The organism is Exiguobacterium sp. UBA7533, from assembly GCF_002479335.1.
Classification (GTDB): domain Bacteria; phylum Bacillota; class Bacilli; order Exiguobacteriales; family Exiguobacteriaceae; genus Exiguobacterium_A.
The window spans coordinates 314,851-330,909 of the sequence record NZ_DLMP01000001.1; the positions used below are offsets into that span (position 1 = coordinate 314,851).

Consider the following 16,059-nt stretch of genomic DNA (forward strand, 5'->3'; position numbering starts at 1 on the left):
ATCTTGAGAAGATGTCAAAATAAAAAGAAATACCCCCTTGGTCATCAAGTACCAAGAGAGTATAGTGTCTTCAGTCTTCGTAGCGAATCAATGAAAGAATGTCATATCCTTCGAGTTTCTCACGTCCGCCAAGACCATCGAGTTCAATTAAGAATCCGATTCCGGCAACTGTTCCGCCTAATTTTTCGATCATTTGGATCGTTGCTTCAATCGTACCACCTGTCGCAAGCAAATCGTCAAGGATGACGACGCGTTGTCCCGGTTGGATTGCATCTTCGTGCATCGTCAAGACGTCTTTTCCGTACTCAAGACCATACTCGACACGGACTGTCTCGCGCGGTAATTTTCCTTCTTTACGAACAGGAACGAATCCGATTTCCATCGCGTAAGCTGCTGGGCAACCAACGACGAATCCACGTGCTTCTGGACCTGCGATGACATCTGCGCCTTTACTACGTGCATACTCAACGAGCGCATCGACCGATTGTTTATACGCCGGTCCGTTTTGCATGAGTGATGTGATGTCCTTGAAACTGATTCCTTCTTTCGGCCAATTCTCGACCTCTTTTATATGCTGTTTGAACTCCATGTCTTTTCCTCCTGCTTCGCCGCTTCTACCAAAGTATCAAAACGCTCTTTCAACTGAGCGAGTGACGAATAAATGTATTGTTGCTCGAGCTCTTGACGCGCTTCATGACGCTGGTACGTCGGTGCTTCCGTCAGATCTCGTTTTGCAGCATTTGGGTTCACACCCGGCAGCCCGTCCTCCATTGTAACAAGAAAATCAAGTTCCGAGAATACCGAATGCATAAAGTTAATCGATCGTTTCGTCCATTTTCGCGATTTCGACAAACGTACGAGACCCATCCGGAGCTCATCCCGTGGACATTTCGCAAAATACTGGAAGTACTGTTTGAAGTCCTCACGAGATGGAATCGTCTCGAAATAATAGCCTTCATCCTTAAAGGCACAATAAATCCGCTCTGCCTGTTGCACATATGGATAAAATGCTGCTTCCTCTTCCGGCAGGTCAAGAAAGACGATGTTTTGTCGAATCGGACCATTTAACGAACGTTCAGTGTATTTCTCCTTCATCTCATCGGTAAAGGCGACGAATGTCGTCGTCTCGTGCGGTAAGGCGAATAGATCGCTCAGCGGCCGCTTACCTCCACGGTAATCAAACACTTGAACATCTTCGACAGCGACGTCTTGAATCATCAATTGTGGTTTACGGAAACCATTCCATTCATTGATGTTCAGACTGCCCATCAAGTGAATCTCCGATAAGGTTGAAACTTCATCGACGAGGTCGCCGAAGCCGAAGCCAATTGCATCGAGTTCCTTCCCGTCGCCTGATAGGAGTGCCTTGACATGCGTCAGATCACGACCGATCCGTTTCATATCGCGAATCTTCGCCTGCTCAATGACGATCCGTGGTGCGGGGTTTCCCATCCCGAACGGTGCCAGTCGCTGAATGTCTTCAATCAACTGAATCGAGACATCACTGACGTGTAGACGTAGGTCGACATCGATTGTCGCGATGAACGCGTCATCCGGTAACGTGCTCGCTTGTTCATTCAAGCGTTGACGTAACGTCTCAACGTCATCAGAAGATAAAGTCATCCCAGCCGCAGCTGGATGTCCGCCGAAATGCGGTAAGATATCTTCACATTTCGTCAGTTCAGCGAAGAGGTCAAAGGCTGGAATCGATCGCCCAGAACCTTTGGCTGTTCCTTTTTCAGCATCATGACACAGCATGATGACGGGGCGATGATATTTTTCAACGAGTCGCGAGGCGACGATGCCGACGACACCTGGGTTCCAGTCTGCCGCATCGACGACGAGGACGCGGTCATCCTTGAAGCGTTCCTCGACAAGCGCCGTTGCTTCTTCCGCAATCTGCTTGACGATATCTTGACGTTGCTTATTTTGTTGGTCGAGCTGTTTCGCGAGATGAAGTGCTTCATCTTTACTTTCTGCTAACAACATCTCGAGCGCTGGCATCGCAGAATCAAGACGACCTGCTGCATTGATCCGTGGACCGAACGCAAATCCGACCGACTCTTCCGTTAGTTCGTCCTCAGTTAAACTGCAGACGTCACGTAACGCAAGGATACCTGGACGTTCACTTGCGTTCAGTGCTTCGATGCCACGAATCGCAAGCAAGCGGTTTTCGCCGACGAGCGGAACAAGATCGGCAATCGTTCCGAGCACGGCAAGATCGAGTAATTCGACTGGTTCACGATCAAGAAGAGCATGCGCGACTTTAAAGGCAACTCCTGCGCCTGCGAGTTTCGAGAACGGATACGCCGAATCGACACCTGGATGGATCAAGGCAAAGGCATCGGGTAACGTTTCTTTTGCTTCGTGATGATCGGTGATGATTAAATCGACCCCGAGTTCTTTCAGGACATCTGCTTCGTGGATACCGGAAATCCCACAGTCGACGGTGATGACGAGACTAAACCCTTCTTCCGCTGCCCAGCGAAATGCTGCTTCATTCGGTCCATAGCCTTCTGTGAATCGGTTTGGGATATAACACTCTGCCATCCCTCCGATTTCAATCAAGGCGTGCCAGAGAATCGCCGCGGAACTCACACCATCGACGTCATAATCACCGTAAATTAAAATCATCTCACCTTCGTTGACGGCACGTTGAATCCGTTCAACGACTTTCGGCATGTCTTTAAAAGCAAATGGATCGTGGAATGCCATTTGATCGGTTTCTAGAAATTCACGGGCTGCTTCACGTGTTGTGAACCCCCGTTGGACAAGTAGTTGTGCGACGTGCGGAGAGATCGAGCCATCCGCCGTCAATTGTTCGATTTGTTCTGGATCAATGACTTTATCAAGCCATGTTTTTTTAGCATGGTACATCTCAAACCCTCCAATCAACTTCCCCATTATAATTGAAAATCCGCATCAGCGATAGCTGATGCGGATACTCTTTTAGGAAGCACGTTTTGTCCGACCAAGTGTCCGACCCTTCATGACGAGCCAGAGCTGAGCAGCGATGAAGATCGAAGAGAACATCCCCATGATCAACCCGACGAGCAACGCAAGACTGAATCCACGGATCGCTTCGCTACCGAAGATGTAGAGCGCTGCTGCCGTCATGATGACCGTCACGACGGTGTTGATCGAACGGACGATTGTTTGTTGAATCGATTCATTGACGATATGCGCCAACTCATCGAACGAAACTTTTCGTCCCCCTTTTTCGGCAAGTCCGAGATTTTCTCGAACCCTGTCGAACGTAACGATCGTATCGTTGACAGAATACCCGATGATCGTCAGGATCGCTGCAATGAAGTACAAGTTGACCTCAATTTGGAACAACGAGAAGAAGGCGACGATCATTAACGCATCATGCAATAGTGCAAGCACTGTCGCAATCCCGTATAACGGTTGGAATCGGAACGAGACATAGATGACGATCCCAAGTGACGCGAGTAAGACCGCATAAATCGCGTTACGCGCGATTTCTTGACCAACTTGCGCCGAAACCGTCGAGATACTCGGTTCTTTCTTATATTCCGTTTCAATCGTTTGTTTCATTTTAGAGATTTGATCTTGGCTGAATTCCCCAACGAACGTGACGTTCGCTAGTTTTCCACCTTGAGCAAATTGGATGCCATCGATTTCCGCAGCATCAATGCCTGACTCTTCAATGACAGAGCGGACATCGGCTTCCTTGATTTGATTCTCAGAAGAAATCTCGACGCGTGTACCTTGCGAGAAGTCGATCCCAAGGTTAAGACCGCGGAACGACAGCAAAAGTACCGAAATGATGACGAGGGCAATCGTGATCGCGAAATAGATTTTGCGATGTTTGACGTAATCGAATTTCGTAGGATTAAAGCTCACGGATTTCACTCTCCTTTACACCGAACCATGATTTCTTCTTATCGAACCATCGGCTACTGACAAGGAGTTGCATCAGGTAACGTGAGACAAAGACATTCGTGACGAAAGTGACGGCGATTGAGACCATCAACATGATGGCGAATCCTTTGACCGTGCTTGTACCGAAGTAGTACAAGACACCAGCAGAAATCAATGTCGTTAAGTTGGCATCAAGAATCGTACCGAACGAACGACGGTTTCCGGCTTTAAATGCGGATAAGACGGATTTGCCACTTCGTAATTCGTCCTTGATCCGCTCTGCAGTGATGATGTTCGCATCAACCGCCATACCGACACCAAGAACGAGTGCCGCAATCCCCGGTAATGTAAGGACGGCATTAATCCCGTTAAAGAAAATCATGACGAGATAGATGTAGAACAACAAGGTAATAATCGAAACTAATCCAGAGATCCGGTAGAACACTAGCATGAACAAGAAGACAGCAGCTACACCGATAGCTGACGCGAAAAGTGTCTGATCAAGTGCATCCTGTCCAAAAGCAGCCGAGACCGACGTCGAGTAGATTTCCTCGAGTTTGACCGGCAGTGCTCCTGCGTTAAGGATTGAGGACAATTGTTTACCATACTCGGCATCGATATCGCCACCGGAAATGATTGCCTTATCCGAGTTGATTGGTTGAGTGACCGATGCATCCGAAACGATTTTCGAATTCTTCTTTTGAATCTCTTTTTCGTACGTATCACCCTTTTCGTAATCGAGCCAGATGACAAGGCGGTTCGCCGGTGCTTGCATTTGTGAGACTTTTTGAGTTACTTCATAAAATTTCTGTTTTGACTTCATCGTCAATTCGACGAGTGGTTCATTCGTATTCGGATCATATCCGACTTTTGCTCCTTTAGCTTTTAAGTCTGAACCGTCAAGCAACAACTTATCGTTGATGTCACGGAATGACAATTGTGCCGTCGAAGATAGGATTTGACGCGCTTCCGTCTGATCCTTGACGCCAGCAAGTTGAACACGAATCCGGTTGTTACCCTCGATCCGAATATCCGGTTCAGAGACACCGAGAACGTTGACACGGTTCTCAATTGCCGTCAATGTGGCACTCATCGCATTTTGGTCGATGACGTCTCCTTCTTTCAGTGGTTGTACTTCATACAAGACTTCGAAGCCACCTTTAAGGTCAAGGCCAAGCTTCGTATCCTTCAGCAACCATGACGATGTCGTACCGATCAGCACGAGCAACGCGATGACGACGATGAAGAATGTGGCAAGTTTCCCTTTCTTGATCATGCTACATTGTCCTTTCTCTAGTTCCCAGTATATTTTCAGACAACTTTGTTCTCCTACCCTAGCTTACAAAAGAAATGGTAATCTTAGCAAACGTTTTTCTCATATATAAACAGAAAAGACGCTCCGGAATCCGGAAAGCGTCTTTTCAATGCCTTATTCGACCGTTTCGTCGCCCATGACAGTTGTTGATTTTTTCGTCACTTCTGCCACAGCACTTCGGTTGAATGTCAATTGTGCGTTTCCTGACTTCAATGTCACCGTCGTGTCGTCAACTTTTTGGACAACCCCGTGAAGACCACCGATCGTTACGATCGAATCGCCGCGTGAAAGTTCAGTTTGCATCTGACGCACTTGCTTCTGGCGTTTGTTCTGTGGACGGATCAACAAGAAATAGAACACCACGAAGATCAAGATCATCGGGAGGAATGCAAGGATATTACTTCCCATTTGTACCAACTCCTTTATCATTCAAATCACGTTCATTATACCGTGAAAGGATTGATTTGTCAGACGATTTGTTAGAAATTCTTTGCGTTCGGTAAATTGTAACCGTATTCTTCGAAAAATTCTTCTTTAAAATCAAGCAGACGATCCTCACGAATCGCTTGGCGAACGCCTTCCATCAACTTGACGAGGAAGTGAAGATTGTGTGTCGAACAAAGATGTAGTCCGAACGTTTCTTGCGCGCGGATCAAGTGATGGATGTACGAACGCGAGTAATTCTTACATGCGTAGCAATCACATTTCTCATCGAGTGGACGGAAATCACGTGCATATTTTGCATTTCGGACGACAAGACGTCCTTGTGATGTCATCAATGTACCATTGCGTGCAATCCGTGTCGGTAAGACACAGTCGAACATATCGATTCCACGAATCGCGCCTTCAATCAATGCATCCGGTGAACCAACGCCCATTAAATAACGTGGTTTATCTTCTGGCATGAGTGGTGTCGTGAATTCGAGTGCTCGGTACATGACATCTTTCGGTTCACCAACCGAGAGACCACCGACCGCGTACCCTGGGAAATCAAGCGCTACGAGATCTTTCGCACTTTGGCGACGTAAGTCTTCGTATTCGCCACCCTGGATAATTCCGAACAGTGCTTGGTCTTGCGGACGTTCGTGCGCTGCAAGACAACGTTCTGCCCAGCGGCTTGTTCGTTCGACAGATGCTTTCATGTACTCGTGAGAAGCAGGATATGGGGGGCACTCATCAAACGCCATCATGATGTCTGAACCGAGTGCGTTTTGGATTTCCATTGCTTTTTCCGGTGATAAGAACAGTTTGTCACCGTTTAAATGGTTACGGAAATGAACGCCTTCTTCCGAAATATTCCGGAGATCAGCGAGTGAGAAGACTTGGAAGCCACCTGAATCCGTGAGAATCGCGCCATCCCAGTTCATGAATTTATGCAGACCGCCTGCTTCCTTGATGACATCGTGTCCAGGACGCACCCATAGGTGATACGTGTTCGCGAGGATGATGTTCGCGTTCATATCCTTGATTTGTTCTGGTGCCATCGTCTTGACCGTCGCTTGTGTTCCGACCGGCATGAAGACCGGTGTCTCAAAACTACCGTGCGGCGTATGGACGATTCCTAACCGCGCTCCGGATTGTTTACATGTTTTGATATGTTCGTATGTTACCGCGTGTTTTGTCATTAGTTTCGTTCCTCTCTCGTTAAGAACATCGCATCACCGAAGCTAAAGAAACGATAGCCATTCGCTACAGCTTCTTCGTAGGCATGCAGAATGTGTTCCCGTGTCGATAACGCGGACACGAGCATGATCAATGTTGATTTCGGTAAGTGGAAGTTCGTGATCAATCCATCGATCCCTTTGACTTCCTGACCTGGGAAAATGAAGATGTCTGTCCAACCTGTTGCTTCGATGAAGTCACCGTGATCACGGATGACCGTTTCAAGCGTTCGCGTCGATGTCGTACCAACCGCGATGATCCGTCCGCCTTGTTTCCGTGTTTCGCGTAGCAGTGCCGCTGAACTTTCCGGCAATTCGTAGTACTCACTATGCATCTTGTGACTATCGACGTCGTCGACCGAAACAGGACGGAATGTGCCAAGTCCGACATGTAACGTCAACGGTGCGATCCGGACACCTTTCGCTTGAAGCGCTTCGAGCAATTCCGGTGTGAAGTGAAGACCCGCTGTTGGTGCCGCGGCGCTCCCACGTTCGCGAGCGTAGACCGTCTGGTAACGATCTTGATCTTCCAGTTGTTCATGAATGTACGGTGGCAATGGCATCGTTCCAAGTTGATCGAGCACTTCGTAGAAAATCCCGTCGTAGAAAAACTTCAGAATCCGTCCCCCGTCTTCAAGTGCTTCGACACACTCAGCACGGAGTAATCCGTCACCAAACGACAGAATTGTACCTGGTTTGACTCGTTTTGCTGGTTTTGCTAGCGTTTCCCAAACATCGTCACTCGTCTGCTTCAAGAGCAACAATTCGATTTTTCCACCTGTCTCTTCCTTCACACCAAAAAGACGTGCCGGTAAGACTTTCGTATCGTTGATGACGAGTGTATCGCCTTCCCGGAAGTGGTCGACGATATCATGGAAGTGTTGATGCTGAATCGCACCTGTCTCCCGGTCGAGGACCATCAATTTCGAACTCGTCCGGTCGAGCAATGGCACTTGAGCAATTTGTTCTTCTGGTAAATGAAAATCAAATAAGTTTACATCCATTGGTTCAATTTCCTTCTTTCAGTCCTAAATGTTGGCGGGCGAACGGTGTTAAGACACGTCCGCGCGGGGTACGTTGTAAAAAGCCTTGTTGTAACAGATATGGTTCATACACATCTTCGATCGTCTGCGCATCTTCTCCGATTGTCGCTGCAATCGTCTCAAGACCGACCGGACCACCGGCAAACCGTTCTGCAAGCGATCGTAGTAAACGATGGTCGACATCGTCGAGTCCGAGCGCATCGACATGCAAGCGATCAAGTGCACTTGTCGCAAGCGAGGCATCGATCTCAGTTTGATGAGCAACTTGAGCGAAGTCACGGACACGCCGTAACAACCGGTTCGCGACACGTGGTGTTCCGCGTGAACGAAGGGCGATCGCTTCTGCTGCGAGACGATCCGCTTCGAATCCAAACAACCGTGACGTCCGGGTCACAATGGCAGACAACTCTGACATCGTATAATATTCAAGCTTCAGCGTCACGCCAAAACGATCACGTAGCGGTGCCGACAGCATCCCGGCACGCGTCGTCGCACCGACGAGTGTAAATGGTGGCAAGTCGATCCGAACGCTACGCGCGAGTTCCCCTTGACCGATGACGATATCGAGACAATAGTCTTCCATTGCCGGATATAGAATCTCTTCGATCGATCGACTCAACCGATGAATCTCATCTATGAACAGGACGTCTCCCGGCTCAAGTGATGAGAGAATTGCCGCCAGATCACCTGGTCGTTCGATCGCAGGACCGGCTGTCGTCTTGATGCCGACCCCCATCTCGTTTGCGATGATTGTCGCAAGCGTCGTCTTACCAAGACCTGGAGGACCGTAGAGAAGAACGTGATCGAGTGTTTCCTGACGAATTTTTGCCGCCTCGATGAAGACACTTAAGTTTCCTTTTGCTTTCTCCTGCCCGATATATTGCTCGAGCGTCTGAGGACGCAGACTCCACTCTTCTTGATCTTCCGCATGGGCGGATTCTGACAAAATGCGCTCTTCCATGTCCTCACCTCACATTCAATAACAACTGGAGTGCCCGTTTAACATATTGATCCGTTGACAGGACTTCTGCCTGCAACGCTTTTTTGACTTTTTCGACTTCTCGATCACTGTAACCGAGCGCCGTCAGAGCTTCACAGGCTTCGTTCAGCTCTGCGTTACCTTGTGCGAACAAGCCTTCGCTCGGTACGTAGTCTGGCGCGAGCTCTGCTAACTTTCCTTTTAGGTCGAGTGTCATTTGTTTTGCTGTCTTTTTGCCGACACCTGGGAACTTGACGAGATAACTTTCCTTTTCTTGTTCGATCGCTTCAACAAGCGCATCGACATTCCCTGATGCGACGATTGCAAGCGCTCCTTTTGGTCCGATCCCTGTCACACCGAGCAACTTCGTGAACAAGGCACGCTCACGCCGGGAACGGAATCCGAATAAGACTTCTTGGTCCTCACGGACATAGTGATACGTATATACGATGATCTGTTCGTCTCCGGTCCGATAAAAAAACGGGTTCGGTGCTACGATCTTGTAGCCAATCCCGCCAACTTCTACCGTCACGAATTCCGCACAGACATAAGCGACTTCGCCGCGTACGAATTCTATCAATGTGGAACGCTCCCATCCTTAAACAAACTCTCGTGTTATTGTAGCATACATCTTCGTTTGGCTTCAAAGCGTTCTTCAGCAAAAATCAATACATACGTTCGCTCTCTCAATCAGAAGACAAAAAGCGTGATCGTTTGCACGACCACGCTCTCACTCTCTATTTTACGAACGCTCAAGCATCCGTTCGAGCGCCAACACGGCATGCCGCGTCGTCTCTGCGTCAACTTTAATGACGTTGACCGGCTCACCTGCTTCGACTTGTTCGAGCGCCCACGCTAAATGCGGCAAGTCGATCCGGTTCATCGTCAGACACGGGCACATGAACGGATTGAGCGACACGATGTCGAGATCCGGATGAGTCGTCGCGAGTCGATTGACGAGGTTCATCTCTGTTCCGATCGCCCACTTCGTTCCAGGAGCAGCCTGTTCGATTTGTTGAATGATATACGCAGTTGATCCATTTAAATCAGAAGCTACTACGACTTCATGCGAACATTCCGGGTGAACGAGAATCTTTCGCTCCGGATCCGTCTTGCGGAACTGTTCAATTTGACCGACTGTGAATTTCTCATGCACCGAGCAGTGCCCTTTCCATAAGATGACGCGGACGTCTTGGTCCTCCCCGTCAAAAACGAGTTCGTCGCGAATCGGATCCCAAATCGCCATCTGCTCTAACGGAATTCCGAGCGCATGTGCTGTATTGCGACCGAGATGTTGATCCGGCAGGAAGAATAAGATGTCTCGTTCAGCAAGTGCCCACTCGACCATCTGGACAGCGTTCGATGATGTCACCGTCGCCCCACCGTGACGACCGACGAATGCTTTGATGGCTGCTGTCGAATTGACATACGTCAATGGTAAGATCGAATCTCCGAACCGTTCCGTCAAGATCGTAAAGGCACGCTCCGTTTGTATATCATTCGCCATATCTGCCATCGAACAGCCAGCGCGCATGTCAGGCAAAACGACCGTATGTGACGCATCGGTCAGCATATCTGCCGTCTCCGCCATAAAATGAACACCGCAAAAGACCGTATATTCGGCTTCTGTCATCTGCTTCGCGACTTGTGCAAGCTGGAGCGAATCTCCCGTCGCATCCGCGAACTGGACGACTTCGTCTTTTTGATAGTGGTGGGCGGGTAAGAACAAGCGACTGCCCATCCGTGCTTTGACCCCTTCGATGATCGCAATCAATTCTGCTTCTGATTGCTGTAAGTATGACGCCGGAATCCCTTCGTGACGTAATAGATCAAATGACATCTTTTTTTCCTCCTTCGATTTTCATACTAATATCAAGTGCTGTTGCTGAATGCGTCAATGCACCGAGTGAGATGACGTCTGCTCCGCTATCCACGAAGTCTGATAACGTGTCTATCGTAATCCCGCCGGATAGTTCGACCGTGATATGTGGTGGAATCAATTGCCGGAGCTGTTTGATTTCTGCTGGTGTCCGGTTATCGAGCATGATGATGTCGACTTTTGCAGCCACTGCCTCAAGCACTTCCGCTTCCGTCTCAACTTCGACTTCGATTGGTGTCGTATGACCTGCAACTCGTTTTGCTCGCATCACCGCTTCCGTAATCGATCCCGCGACCGTGATGTGGTTATCTTTGATCATGACCGCGTCATCGAGTCGCCCGCGATGACTATAGCCACCACCGACGCGAACGGCGTGTTTTTCTAGCATCCGTAATCCAGGAGTCGTCTTCCGTGTATCCGTGATTCGGATTCGTCCTGCTACTACCTCGACCGCTTGACGTGTCTGCGTCGCAATCCCAGATAAGCGTTGCACAAGGTTCAAAGCGACCCGTTCTCCGCTTAAAATATCCTGTAACGAACCAGACCACTCAGCAAGAAGCGTTCCTCGCGTGACGACCGTCCCTTCCGCTATATGAATCGTCACGTTGACTTGTAACAGATGCGCCATCTCACGAATAACGTCTACTCCACAGAAGACACCGTCTTCCTTTGCTAAAAAACGACCGGTTCCGCGTTCTTGTCCCGTCAGACATCCTTCACTCGTGATATCCCACTGTCCGATGTCCTCGATTAAAAATGCCTCCAGTTGTTGCCGTAACTGCCACTTGTTCAATGTTCTCATCCTCTCCTGTCAACCGACTTCGCGCCCCTTCAAGCAATAGACATGCTGTCACGTAACGTAATCGATTTTCTTCTGCTTCCTGTCCGGATTCTTCTAATGTCCAGCCTTTTAACGCATCCAGACATTCTTGTACCTGCCTAATATCCATTTCGACACCGATGACCTGCGATAGACGGTCTGTTACGGAACGAAGTGTTCCTGGACGTCGTTTCACTTGTTTTACTGATGGTCCCGGTAACAACTCGAGCTGTTCTGCTACTGCTTTCCCCATGACGACACACTCAAGAAGCGAGTTCGACGCCAGACGATTTCGACCGTGCAGTCCGATCGATGCTGTCTCGCCGACCGCGTAAAGTCCTTCGACATTCGTCTGCCCTGTCAGATCGGTCTCGATTCCACCCATTAAGAAATGAATGCCTGGTGCGATTTCAACGAGATCCGGATTTATGTTCAGTTTTTCACATTTTTCGACAAACGTTGGAAACCGTTTTGTTCGATCAACGACTTTTGACGTGTCGAGATAGACCGGTTCGTGTTTTCGCACCTCATGGATTCGTTTTGCGACTTCATCGCGCGCCGCTAAATCTTGCATAGGATGATCTGCCATGATCCGGTCACCGCTTTTCGTCACAAGTGTCGCTCCTGCACCGCGTAGTGCTTCCGTAATCAAACCTTCTGAGCGACCTGCATGAACAAGTACCGTCGGATGGTGCTGGATATAGCCGAGATCACGAATCCTCGCCCCTGCTTCAAAAGCGAGTGCAATCCCATTTCCTTGAATCGATGGATCATTCGTCGACGACGCGAATATTCCACCAACTCCACCAGTCGCGAGAATCGTTGCTCGCGCTACAATCTCGATCGGTTCTCCAAGGATATATCCAACTGCACCTACAACCTGTCCATTTGCTTGAATCAATTCCGTGATACACGTCTGCTCAAGAATCGGAAAAGGCACTCGCGGCATTAACGTCTCCATGATTCGTTTGCCGGTCTCGTCCCCGCCAGAGTGATAAATCCGCGGCAAACGGTGCGCACCTTCTCGACCGAGCAAGAACTCTCCCTCGGATTGATCAAACAGGACACCTTGTCGTAACAAGAATTCCATTGCCTCGGCTCCTGATCGGGTCACATAATCAACAGCTGACAAATTGATGCGCCCTTTTGCCGCCTGACACGTATCTTCAAAATGACCACGATGATCAACTTCCGCATAAGCAGAAGCAATCCCACCTTGTGCTCGGACAGAGTTGGTCTCAAATCGCGTGCCTTTTGTGACAAGCAACGCTTCAGTTCCAGGCGGAAGATGCAAGGCGACCGAAATCGCGGCAAGCCCTGTTCCAATGATCAACACATCCGTCTCAAGTCTTTTATGTAAAGACATATGTTTTACACCTCTATATCTAAATGTTTACTATTGACTTGACAATAAGTTTGGCATACTTTTAGCTGAGTGACAAGACGAAAGGACAGGATTTTTTCATGATCTATCTCGATTACGCAGCTACTACTCCGCTGCATCCACAAGCACTCGATCATTATAAACAAGCCGCTCAGTCGTTCTACGGCAACAGTTCTTCTCTTCATGACATCGGTGGGGATGCAGAACGCCTGCTTCAACGAGCACGACAGTATCTGATGCAACAATTAGATCAAAAAGAAGGATCTATCATCTTTACAGGAAGCGGTTCAGAAGCAAATTACATCGCTTTGACACACTTGATACGACAGAGTAACAAATCAGTTGTCTTAACACTTCAGTGTGAACACGACTCGGTCTTGCTTCCACTTGCGCGCTGGGCACAAGAAACACGTCATCTTTCTCTACTGCCGGACGGAACGTTCGACTGGGATCGATTCGTTACGGCTTGTACGGAAGAGGTTGGTGTCGTCTCGATTCAACACGTCAATTCGGATACCGGTTTTCGGTTCCCAGTCGAACGAATTGCAGTATATTGTCAATCGCGCGGGGTTCTGTTTCATTGCGATGGGGTTCAAGGATTTTTAAAAGATGATATTACCATCGACTCCTTTGACGCTTACACGATGAGTAGCCATAAAGTCTACGGTCCTAAAGGGTTAGGTGCCCTGTATTTGCGACGACCGCTCTTTAGTCCCTACTACGAAGGACATCATGAGTTCGGGATTCGCCCAGGCACAGTCGATGTTCCGGGAATTGCCGCCTTCATCGCTGCCTGTGAGGCGTCGCGCTTAGAAAATCCAGGAATCCAGGCATCCAGTCAGGTATTTCGTGGTATGCTAAAAAAAACATTGTCTTCGTCTCGTTATCTGATCGTTGAATCTCCAACGCAACTGGCTTCCATCTGTGCCATCCATACGAAACAACGGGACGGTCAATACGCGTTGCTCGCCTTGAATCGTGCTGGAATCGCCGTTTCCGCCGGTAGTGCCTGTCGGGCTGGAGAAAATGGTCCGAATGCGACATTACGCGCCATCGGCTTCGATGAATCGGCGGCTCATGGATTGATCCGACTCAGTTTTGGAAGACACACGACGAACGAAGAAATCGAACAGTGCATTGATGTGTTGAACACGATCTCATGACACTGGAGAAAGGTAGGAGACATCATGGGGAAACGCATCTCCGGAGAAGAACGCCGGAAATCATTACTTCGTATGATTGAGGAAAGTGAACAACCTGTTACGGGAACAGCACTGGCGAAACAAGCAGGCGTCAGCCGCCAAGTGATCGTGCAGGATTTATCATTGTTAAAAGCAAAAGGATATCCCGTCATCGCGACAGCTCGTGGGTATTTGATCAATGACCCTGAAATCGACGGTTCGAAATTACGCCGCAAGATCGTCTGTCGCCACGGCATCGATCAATTAAAGGATGAGTGTGACGCCATCGTTGATGAAGGGGTCGTCATCCGGGATGTCATCATCGAGCATCCTGTCTACGGCTTCATTACAGGTGAGTTGATGCTAAAAAGCCGCCGAGATGTCCGTGTACTGCTTGAACAGCTAGAGGAGACACAAGCTACTCCACTGTCGAGCCTGACCGACGGAGTCCATATTCATACGCTTGAGGCGGATCATGAAGACGCACTGGAAGCCGCTATTGCGAAACTCGATCGTCTCGGAATTCTCGTTTCGGAACTCGATGTCTGAACATTAAAAAACCGCCTATTCCTAAGGAATGAGCGGTTTTTATTGTTACATCGATTCAAGCGGTAGCTCTGGCATCATAGCGGGAGGATCAAACGTCGCTAAGACTTTCCGGACGCGGCGGTTCTCGATATGCAAGACCGTCAACGTGACACGTTCATAACGCATCGCCGTTCCGACGTCCGGCAGCTGTCCGCTCTCTTCCATGATCCATCCCCCGAGTGACTGGGCATCGGTGTCCGGCATCGTCAATTGAAATTGCTGACAGAAGTCTTCAATGTCATACTCCGCTAGACATTCGAATTGTTCTGGACCAATCCGTTTCGTGTATTCCAATGATTCATCGTGTTCATCCCAAATCTCCCCGACGATTTCTTCTAAAATATCCTCAAGGGTGATCAGACCTGCCGTCCCTCCGAACTCATCGAGTACGACTGCCATATGGGACTGCTTGACTTTGAGTTCCGGCAATAAATCCATCAATCGTGTCTGTGGTACGACGAACGATACCGGTCGAATCCATTCCCGGATATCGACGGAACCATTCTTCACGTATGCACGCAGAAAGTCCCGCTCCGATAAGACACCAATGACGTGATCAATCGAATCTTTATAGACCGGTAGACGAGAATAGCCACCCTTCTGGACCTCTGCAAGGATGTCTTCGAGCCGCGCATCGATATCGATCGCTTGAATATCCATGCGTGGCGTCAAAGCATTCTCTACCGTTGCATGTTGAAAATCAACCGCCTGGTGGACAAGTTCAGCTTCAGCGATTCCCATGATTCCCTCTTCCTGACTGATATCGACGAGTGCCTTGAGTTCCTGTTCGGTCACGAGTGGCCCTTTCGGATCGGCTCCAATCAATCGAAGCGCAAACTGGCGTAAGCGGAGTAACAGGAAGACAAGCGGTCGAAAGCACAGTAAGAAGAAGCGCAGTGGACGTCCGATCAATAACACGTAACGTTCCGTATGCTCACGGGCATACGATTTCGGAATCAATTCCCCGAACAACAGCAACAGAAAGAACAGCCCAAGAAAGGCAATGGTCTGCGTTGCGATCGTCTCGGCGAACTGGATGATCCACCAGCCGCCAAACAAGATGAAGCCGACATTGACGAGCGTATTCCCGATCAAAATCGACGTCAATGTCTCCTCATAACGTTGAAGCAACCGAAACACACGGGACGCACGCGCGTCCCCTGCTTCAGACTGGTGCAACAACCGCAACCGATTGACACTCGCGAGTGCTGTCTCGGCTGAGGAAAAGAACGCGGATAAGATGAGAATCGGAATTAACCAAACGAATGAAATCATGGGCAATGGGTCCACGATGCTTTCACACTCCGTTTCTTAATGGAATGAA

The 16,059-nt window shown here is 49.0% G+C and carries 13 protein-coding genes and 1 pseudogene; 2 read left to right on the top strand and 12 right to left on the bottom strand.

The window, feature by feature from the left end:
* Window positions 1-70: 70 nt before the first annotated feature.
* The 11 genes and pseudogenes from B2U10_RS01630 to B2U10_RS01680 form a co-directional block, all read right to left on the bottom strand.
* Complete coding sequence (locus B2U10_RS01630; protein WP_035406521.1) at window positions 71-589, bottom strand: adenine phosphoribosyltransferase; 519 nt, start codon at window positions 587-589, stop codon at window positions 71-73.
* A complete protein-coding gene (recJ, locus tag B2U10_RS01635; protein WP_290785234.1) occupies window positions 568-2,877 on the bottom strand; it encodes a single-stranded-DNA-specific exonuclease RecJ in 2,310 nt (769 codons plus the stop codon). The genes B2U10_RS01630 and recJ overlap by 22 nt, the downstream gene beginning before the upstream one ends.
* 72 nt (window positions 2,878-2,949) lie before the next feature.
* Window positions 2,950-5,158 (bottom strand): annotated as a pseudogene (gene secD, locus B2U10_RS01640) (protein translocase subunit SecD).
* A 156-nt stretch (window positions 5,159-5,314) separates the two neighbouring features.
* Entirely contained in the window at window positions 5,315-5,608 is a 294-nt protein-coding gene (yajC, locus tag B2U10_RS01645; RefSeq protein ID WP_056062498.1) for a preprotein translocase subunit YajC, read from the bottom strand.
* A gap of 71 nt (window positions 5,609-5,679) precedes the next feature.
* A complete protein-coding gene (gene tgt / locus B2U10_RS01650) occupies window positions 5,680-6,825 on the bottom strand; it encodes a tRNA guanosine(34) transglycosylase Tgt (RefSeq protein WP_035406513.1) in 1,146 nt (381 codons plus the stop codon).
* Complete coding sequence (gene queA / locus B2U10_RS01655) at window positions 6,825-7,865, bottom strand: tRNA preQ1(34) S-adenosylmethionine ribosyltransferase-isomerase QueA (RefSeq protein WP_290751785.1); 1,041 nt, start codon at window positions 7,863-7,865, stop codon at window positions 6,825-6,827. The genes tgt and queA overlap by 1 nt, the downstream gene beginning before the upstream one ends.
* Window positions 7,866-7,869: 4 nt before the next feature.
* Complete coding sequence (gene ruvB, locus B2U10_RS01660) at window positions 7,870-8,865, bottom strand: Holliday junction branch migration DNA helicase RuvB (protein ID WP_035406506.1); 996 nt, start codon at window positions 8,863-8,865, stop codon at window positions 7,870-7,872.
* Between the two features lie 4 nt (window positions 8,866-8,869).
* Window positions 8,870-9,463, bottom strand: coding sequence for a Holliday junction branch migration protein RuvA (gene ruvA / locus B2U10_RS01665; protein ID WP_023468936.1), 594 nt, complete (start codon window positions 9,461-9,463; stop codon window positions 8,870-8,872).
* 162 nt (window positions 9,464-9,625) lie between these two features.
* A complete protein-coding gene (gene nadA, locus B2U10_RS01670; protein ID WP_290751790.1) occupies window positions 9,626-10,723 on the bottom strand; it encodes a quinolinate synthase NadA in 1,098 nt (365 codons plus the stop codon).
* The gene (gene nadC / locus B2U10_RS01675; RefSeq protein WP_349677886.1) at window positions 10,713-11,564 is read right to left on the bottom strand and encodes a carboxylating nicotinate-nucleotide diphosphorylase; all 852 of its coding nucleotides are present in this window, start codon (window positions 11,562-11,564) and stop codon (window positions 10,713-10,715) included. Before nadC ends, nadA begins: the two co-directional genes overlap by 11 nt.
* Entirely contained in the window at window positions 11,479-12,948 is a 1,470-nt protein-coding gene (locus B2U10_RS01680; protein ID WP_290785236.1) for an L-aspartate oxidase, read from the bottom strand. Before B2U10_RS01680 ends, nadC begins: the two co-directional genes overlap by 86 nt.
* A 98-nt stretch (window positions 12,949-13,046) precedes the next feature.
* Here B2U10_RS01680 and B2U10_RS01685 point away from each other — a divergent pair, with 98 nt between their 5' ends.
* Both B2U10_RS01685 and B2U10_RS01690 read left to right on the top strand, forming a co-directional pair.
* Complete coding sequence (locus tag B2U10_RS01685; RefSeq protein WP_035406497.1) at window positions 13,047-14,129, top strand: cysteine desulfurase family protein; 1,083 nt, start codon at window positions 13,047-13,049, stop codon at window positions 14,127-14,129.
* Between the two features lie 24 nt (window positions 14,130-14,153).
* Entirely contained in the window at window positions 14,154-14,696 is a 543-nt protein-coding gene (locus B2U10_RS01690; RefSeq protein ID WP_035406494.1) for a transcription repressor NadR, read from the top strand.
* A gap of 45 nt (window positions 14,697-14,741) precedes the next feature.
* Here B2U10_RS01690 and B2U10_RS01695 read toward each other — a convergent pair whose 3' ends face one another.
* Window positions 14,742-16,010: a hemolysin family protein gene (locus B2U10_RS01695; RefSeq protein ID WP_069201482.1), complete on the bottom strand. Its 1,269-nt coding sequence runs from the start codon at window positions 16,008-16,010 to the stop codon at window positions 14,742-14,744.
* Window positions 16,011-16,059 lie beyond the last annotated feature (49 nt).

What these genes read in the sequence shown, in the direction of transcription:
- B2U10_RS01630 (WP_035406521.1), bottom strand. Translation starts at nt 589, where the DNA reads ATGGAGTTCAAACAGCATATAAAAGAGGTCGAGAATTGGCCGAAAGAA.
- recJ (WP_290785234.1), bottom strand. Translation starts at nt 2,877, where the DNA reads ATGTACCATGCTAAAAAAACATGGCTTGATAAAGTCATTGATCCAGAA.
- yajC (WP_056062498.1), bottom strand. Translation starts at nt 5,608, where the DNA reads ATGGGAAGTAATATCCTTGCATTCCTCCCGATGATCTTGATCTTCGTG.
- tgt (WP_035406513.1), bottom strand. Translation starts at nt 6,825, where the DNA reads ATGACAAAACACGCGGTAACATACGAACATATCAAAACATGTAAACAA.
- queA (WP_290751785.1), bottom strand. Translation starts at nt 7,865, where the DNA reads ATGGATGTAAACTTATTTGATTTTCATTTACCAGAAGAACAAATTGCT.
- ruvB (WP_035406506.1), bottom strand. Translation starts at nt 8,865, where the DNA reads ATGGAAGAGCGCATTTTGTCAGAATCCGCCCATGCGGAAGATCAAGAA.
- nadA (WP_290751790.1), bottom strand. Translation starts at nt 10,723, where the DNA reads ATGTCATTTGATCTATTACGTCACGAAGGGATTCCGGCGTCATACTTA.
- nadC (WP_349677886.1), bottom strand. Translation starts at nt 11,564, where the DNA reads ATGAGAACATTGAACAAGTGGCAGTTACGGCAACAACTGGAGGCATTT.
- B2U10_RS01680 (WP_290785236.1), bottom strand. Translation starts at nt 12,948, where the DNA reads ATGTCTTTACATAAAAGACTTGAGACGGATGTGTTGATCATTGGAACA.
- B2U10_RS01685 (WP_035406497.1), top strand. Translation starts at nt 13,047, where the DNA reads ATGATCTATCTCGATTACGCAGCTACTACTCCGCTGCATCCACAAGCA.
- B2U10_RS01690 (WP_035406494.1), top strand. Translation starts at nt 14,154, where the DNA reads ATGGGGAAACGCATCTCCGGAGAAGAACGCCGGAAATCATTACTTCGT.
- B2U10_RS01695 (WP_069201482.1), bottom strand. Translation starts at nt 16,010, where the DNA reads ATGATTTCATTCGTTTGGTTAATTCCGATTCTCATCTTATCCGCGTTC.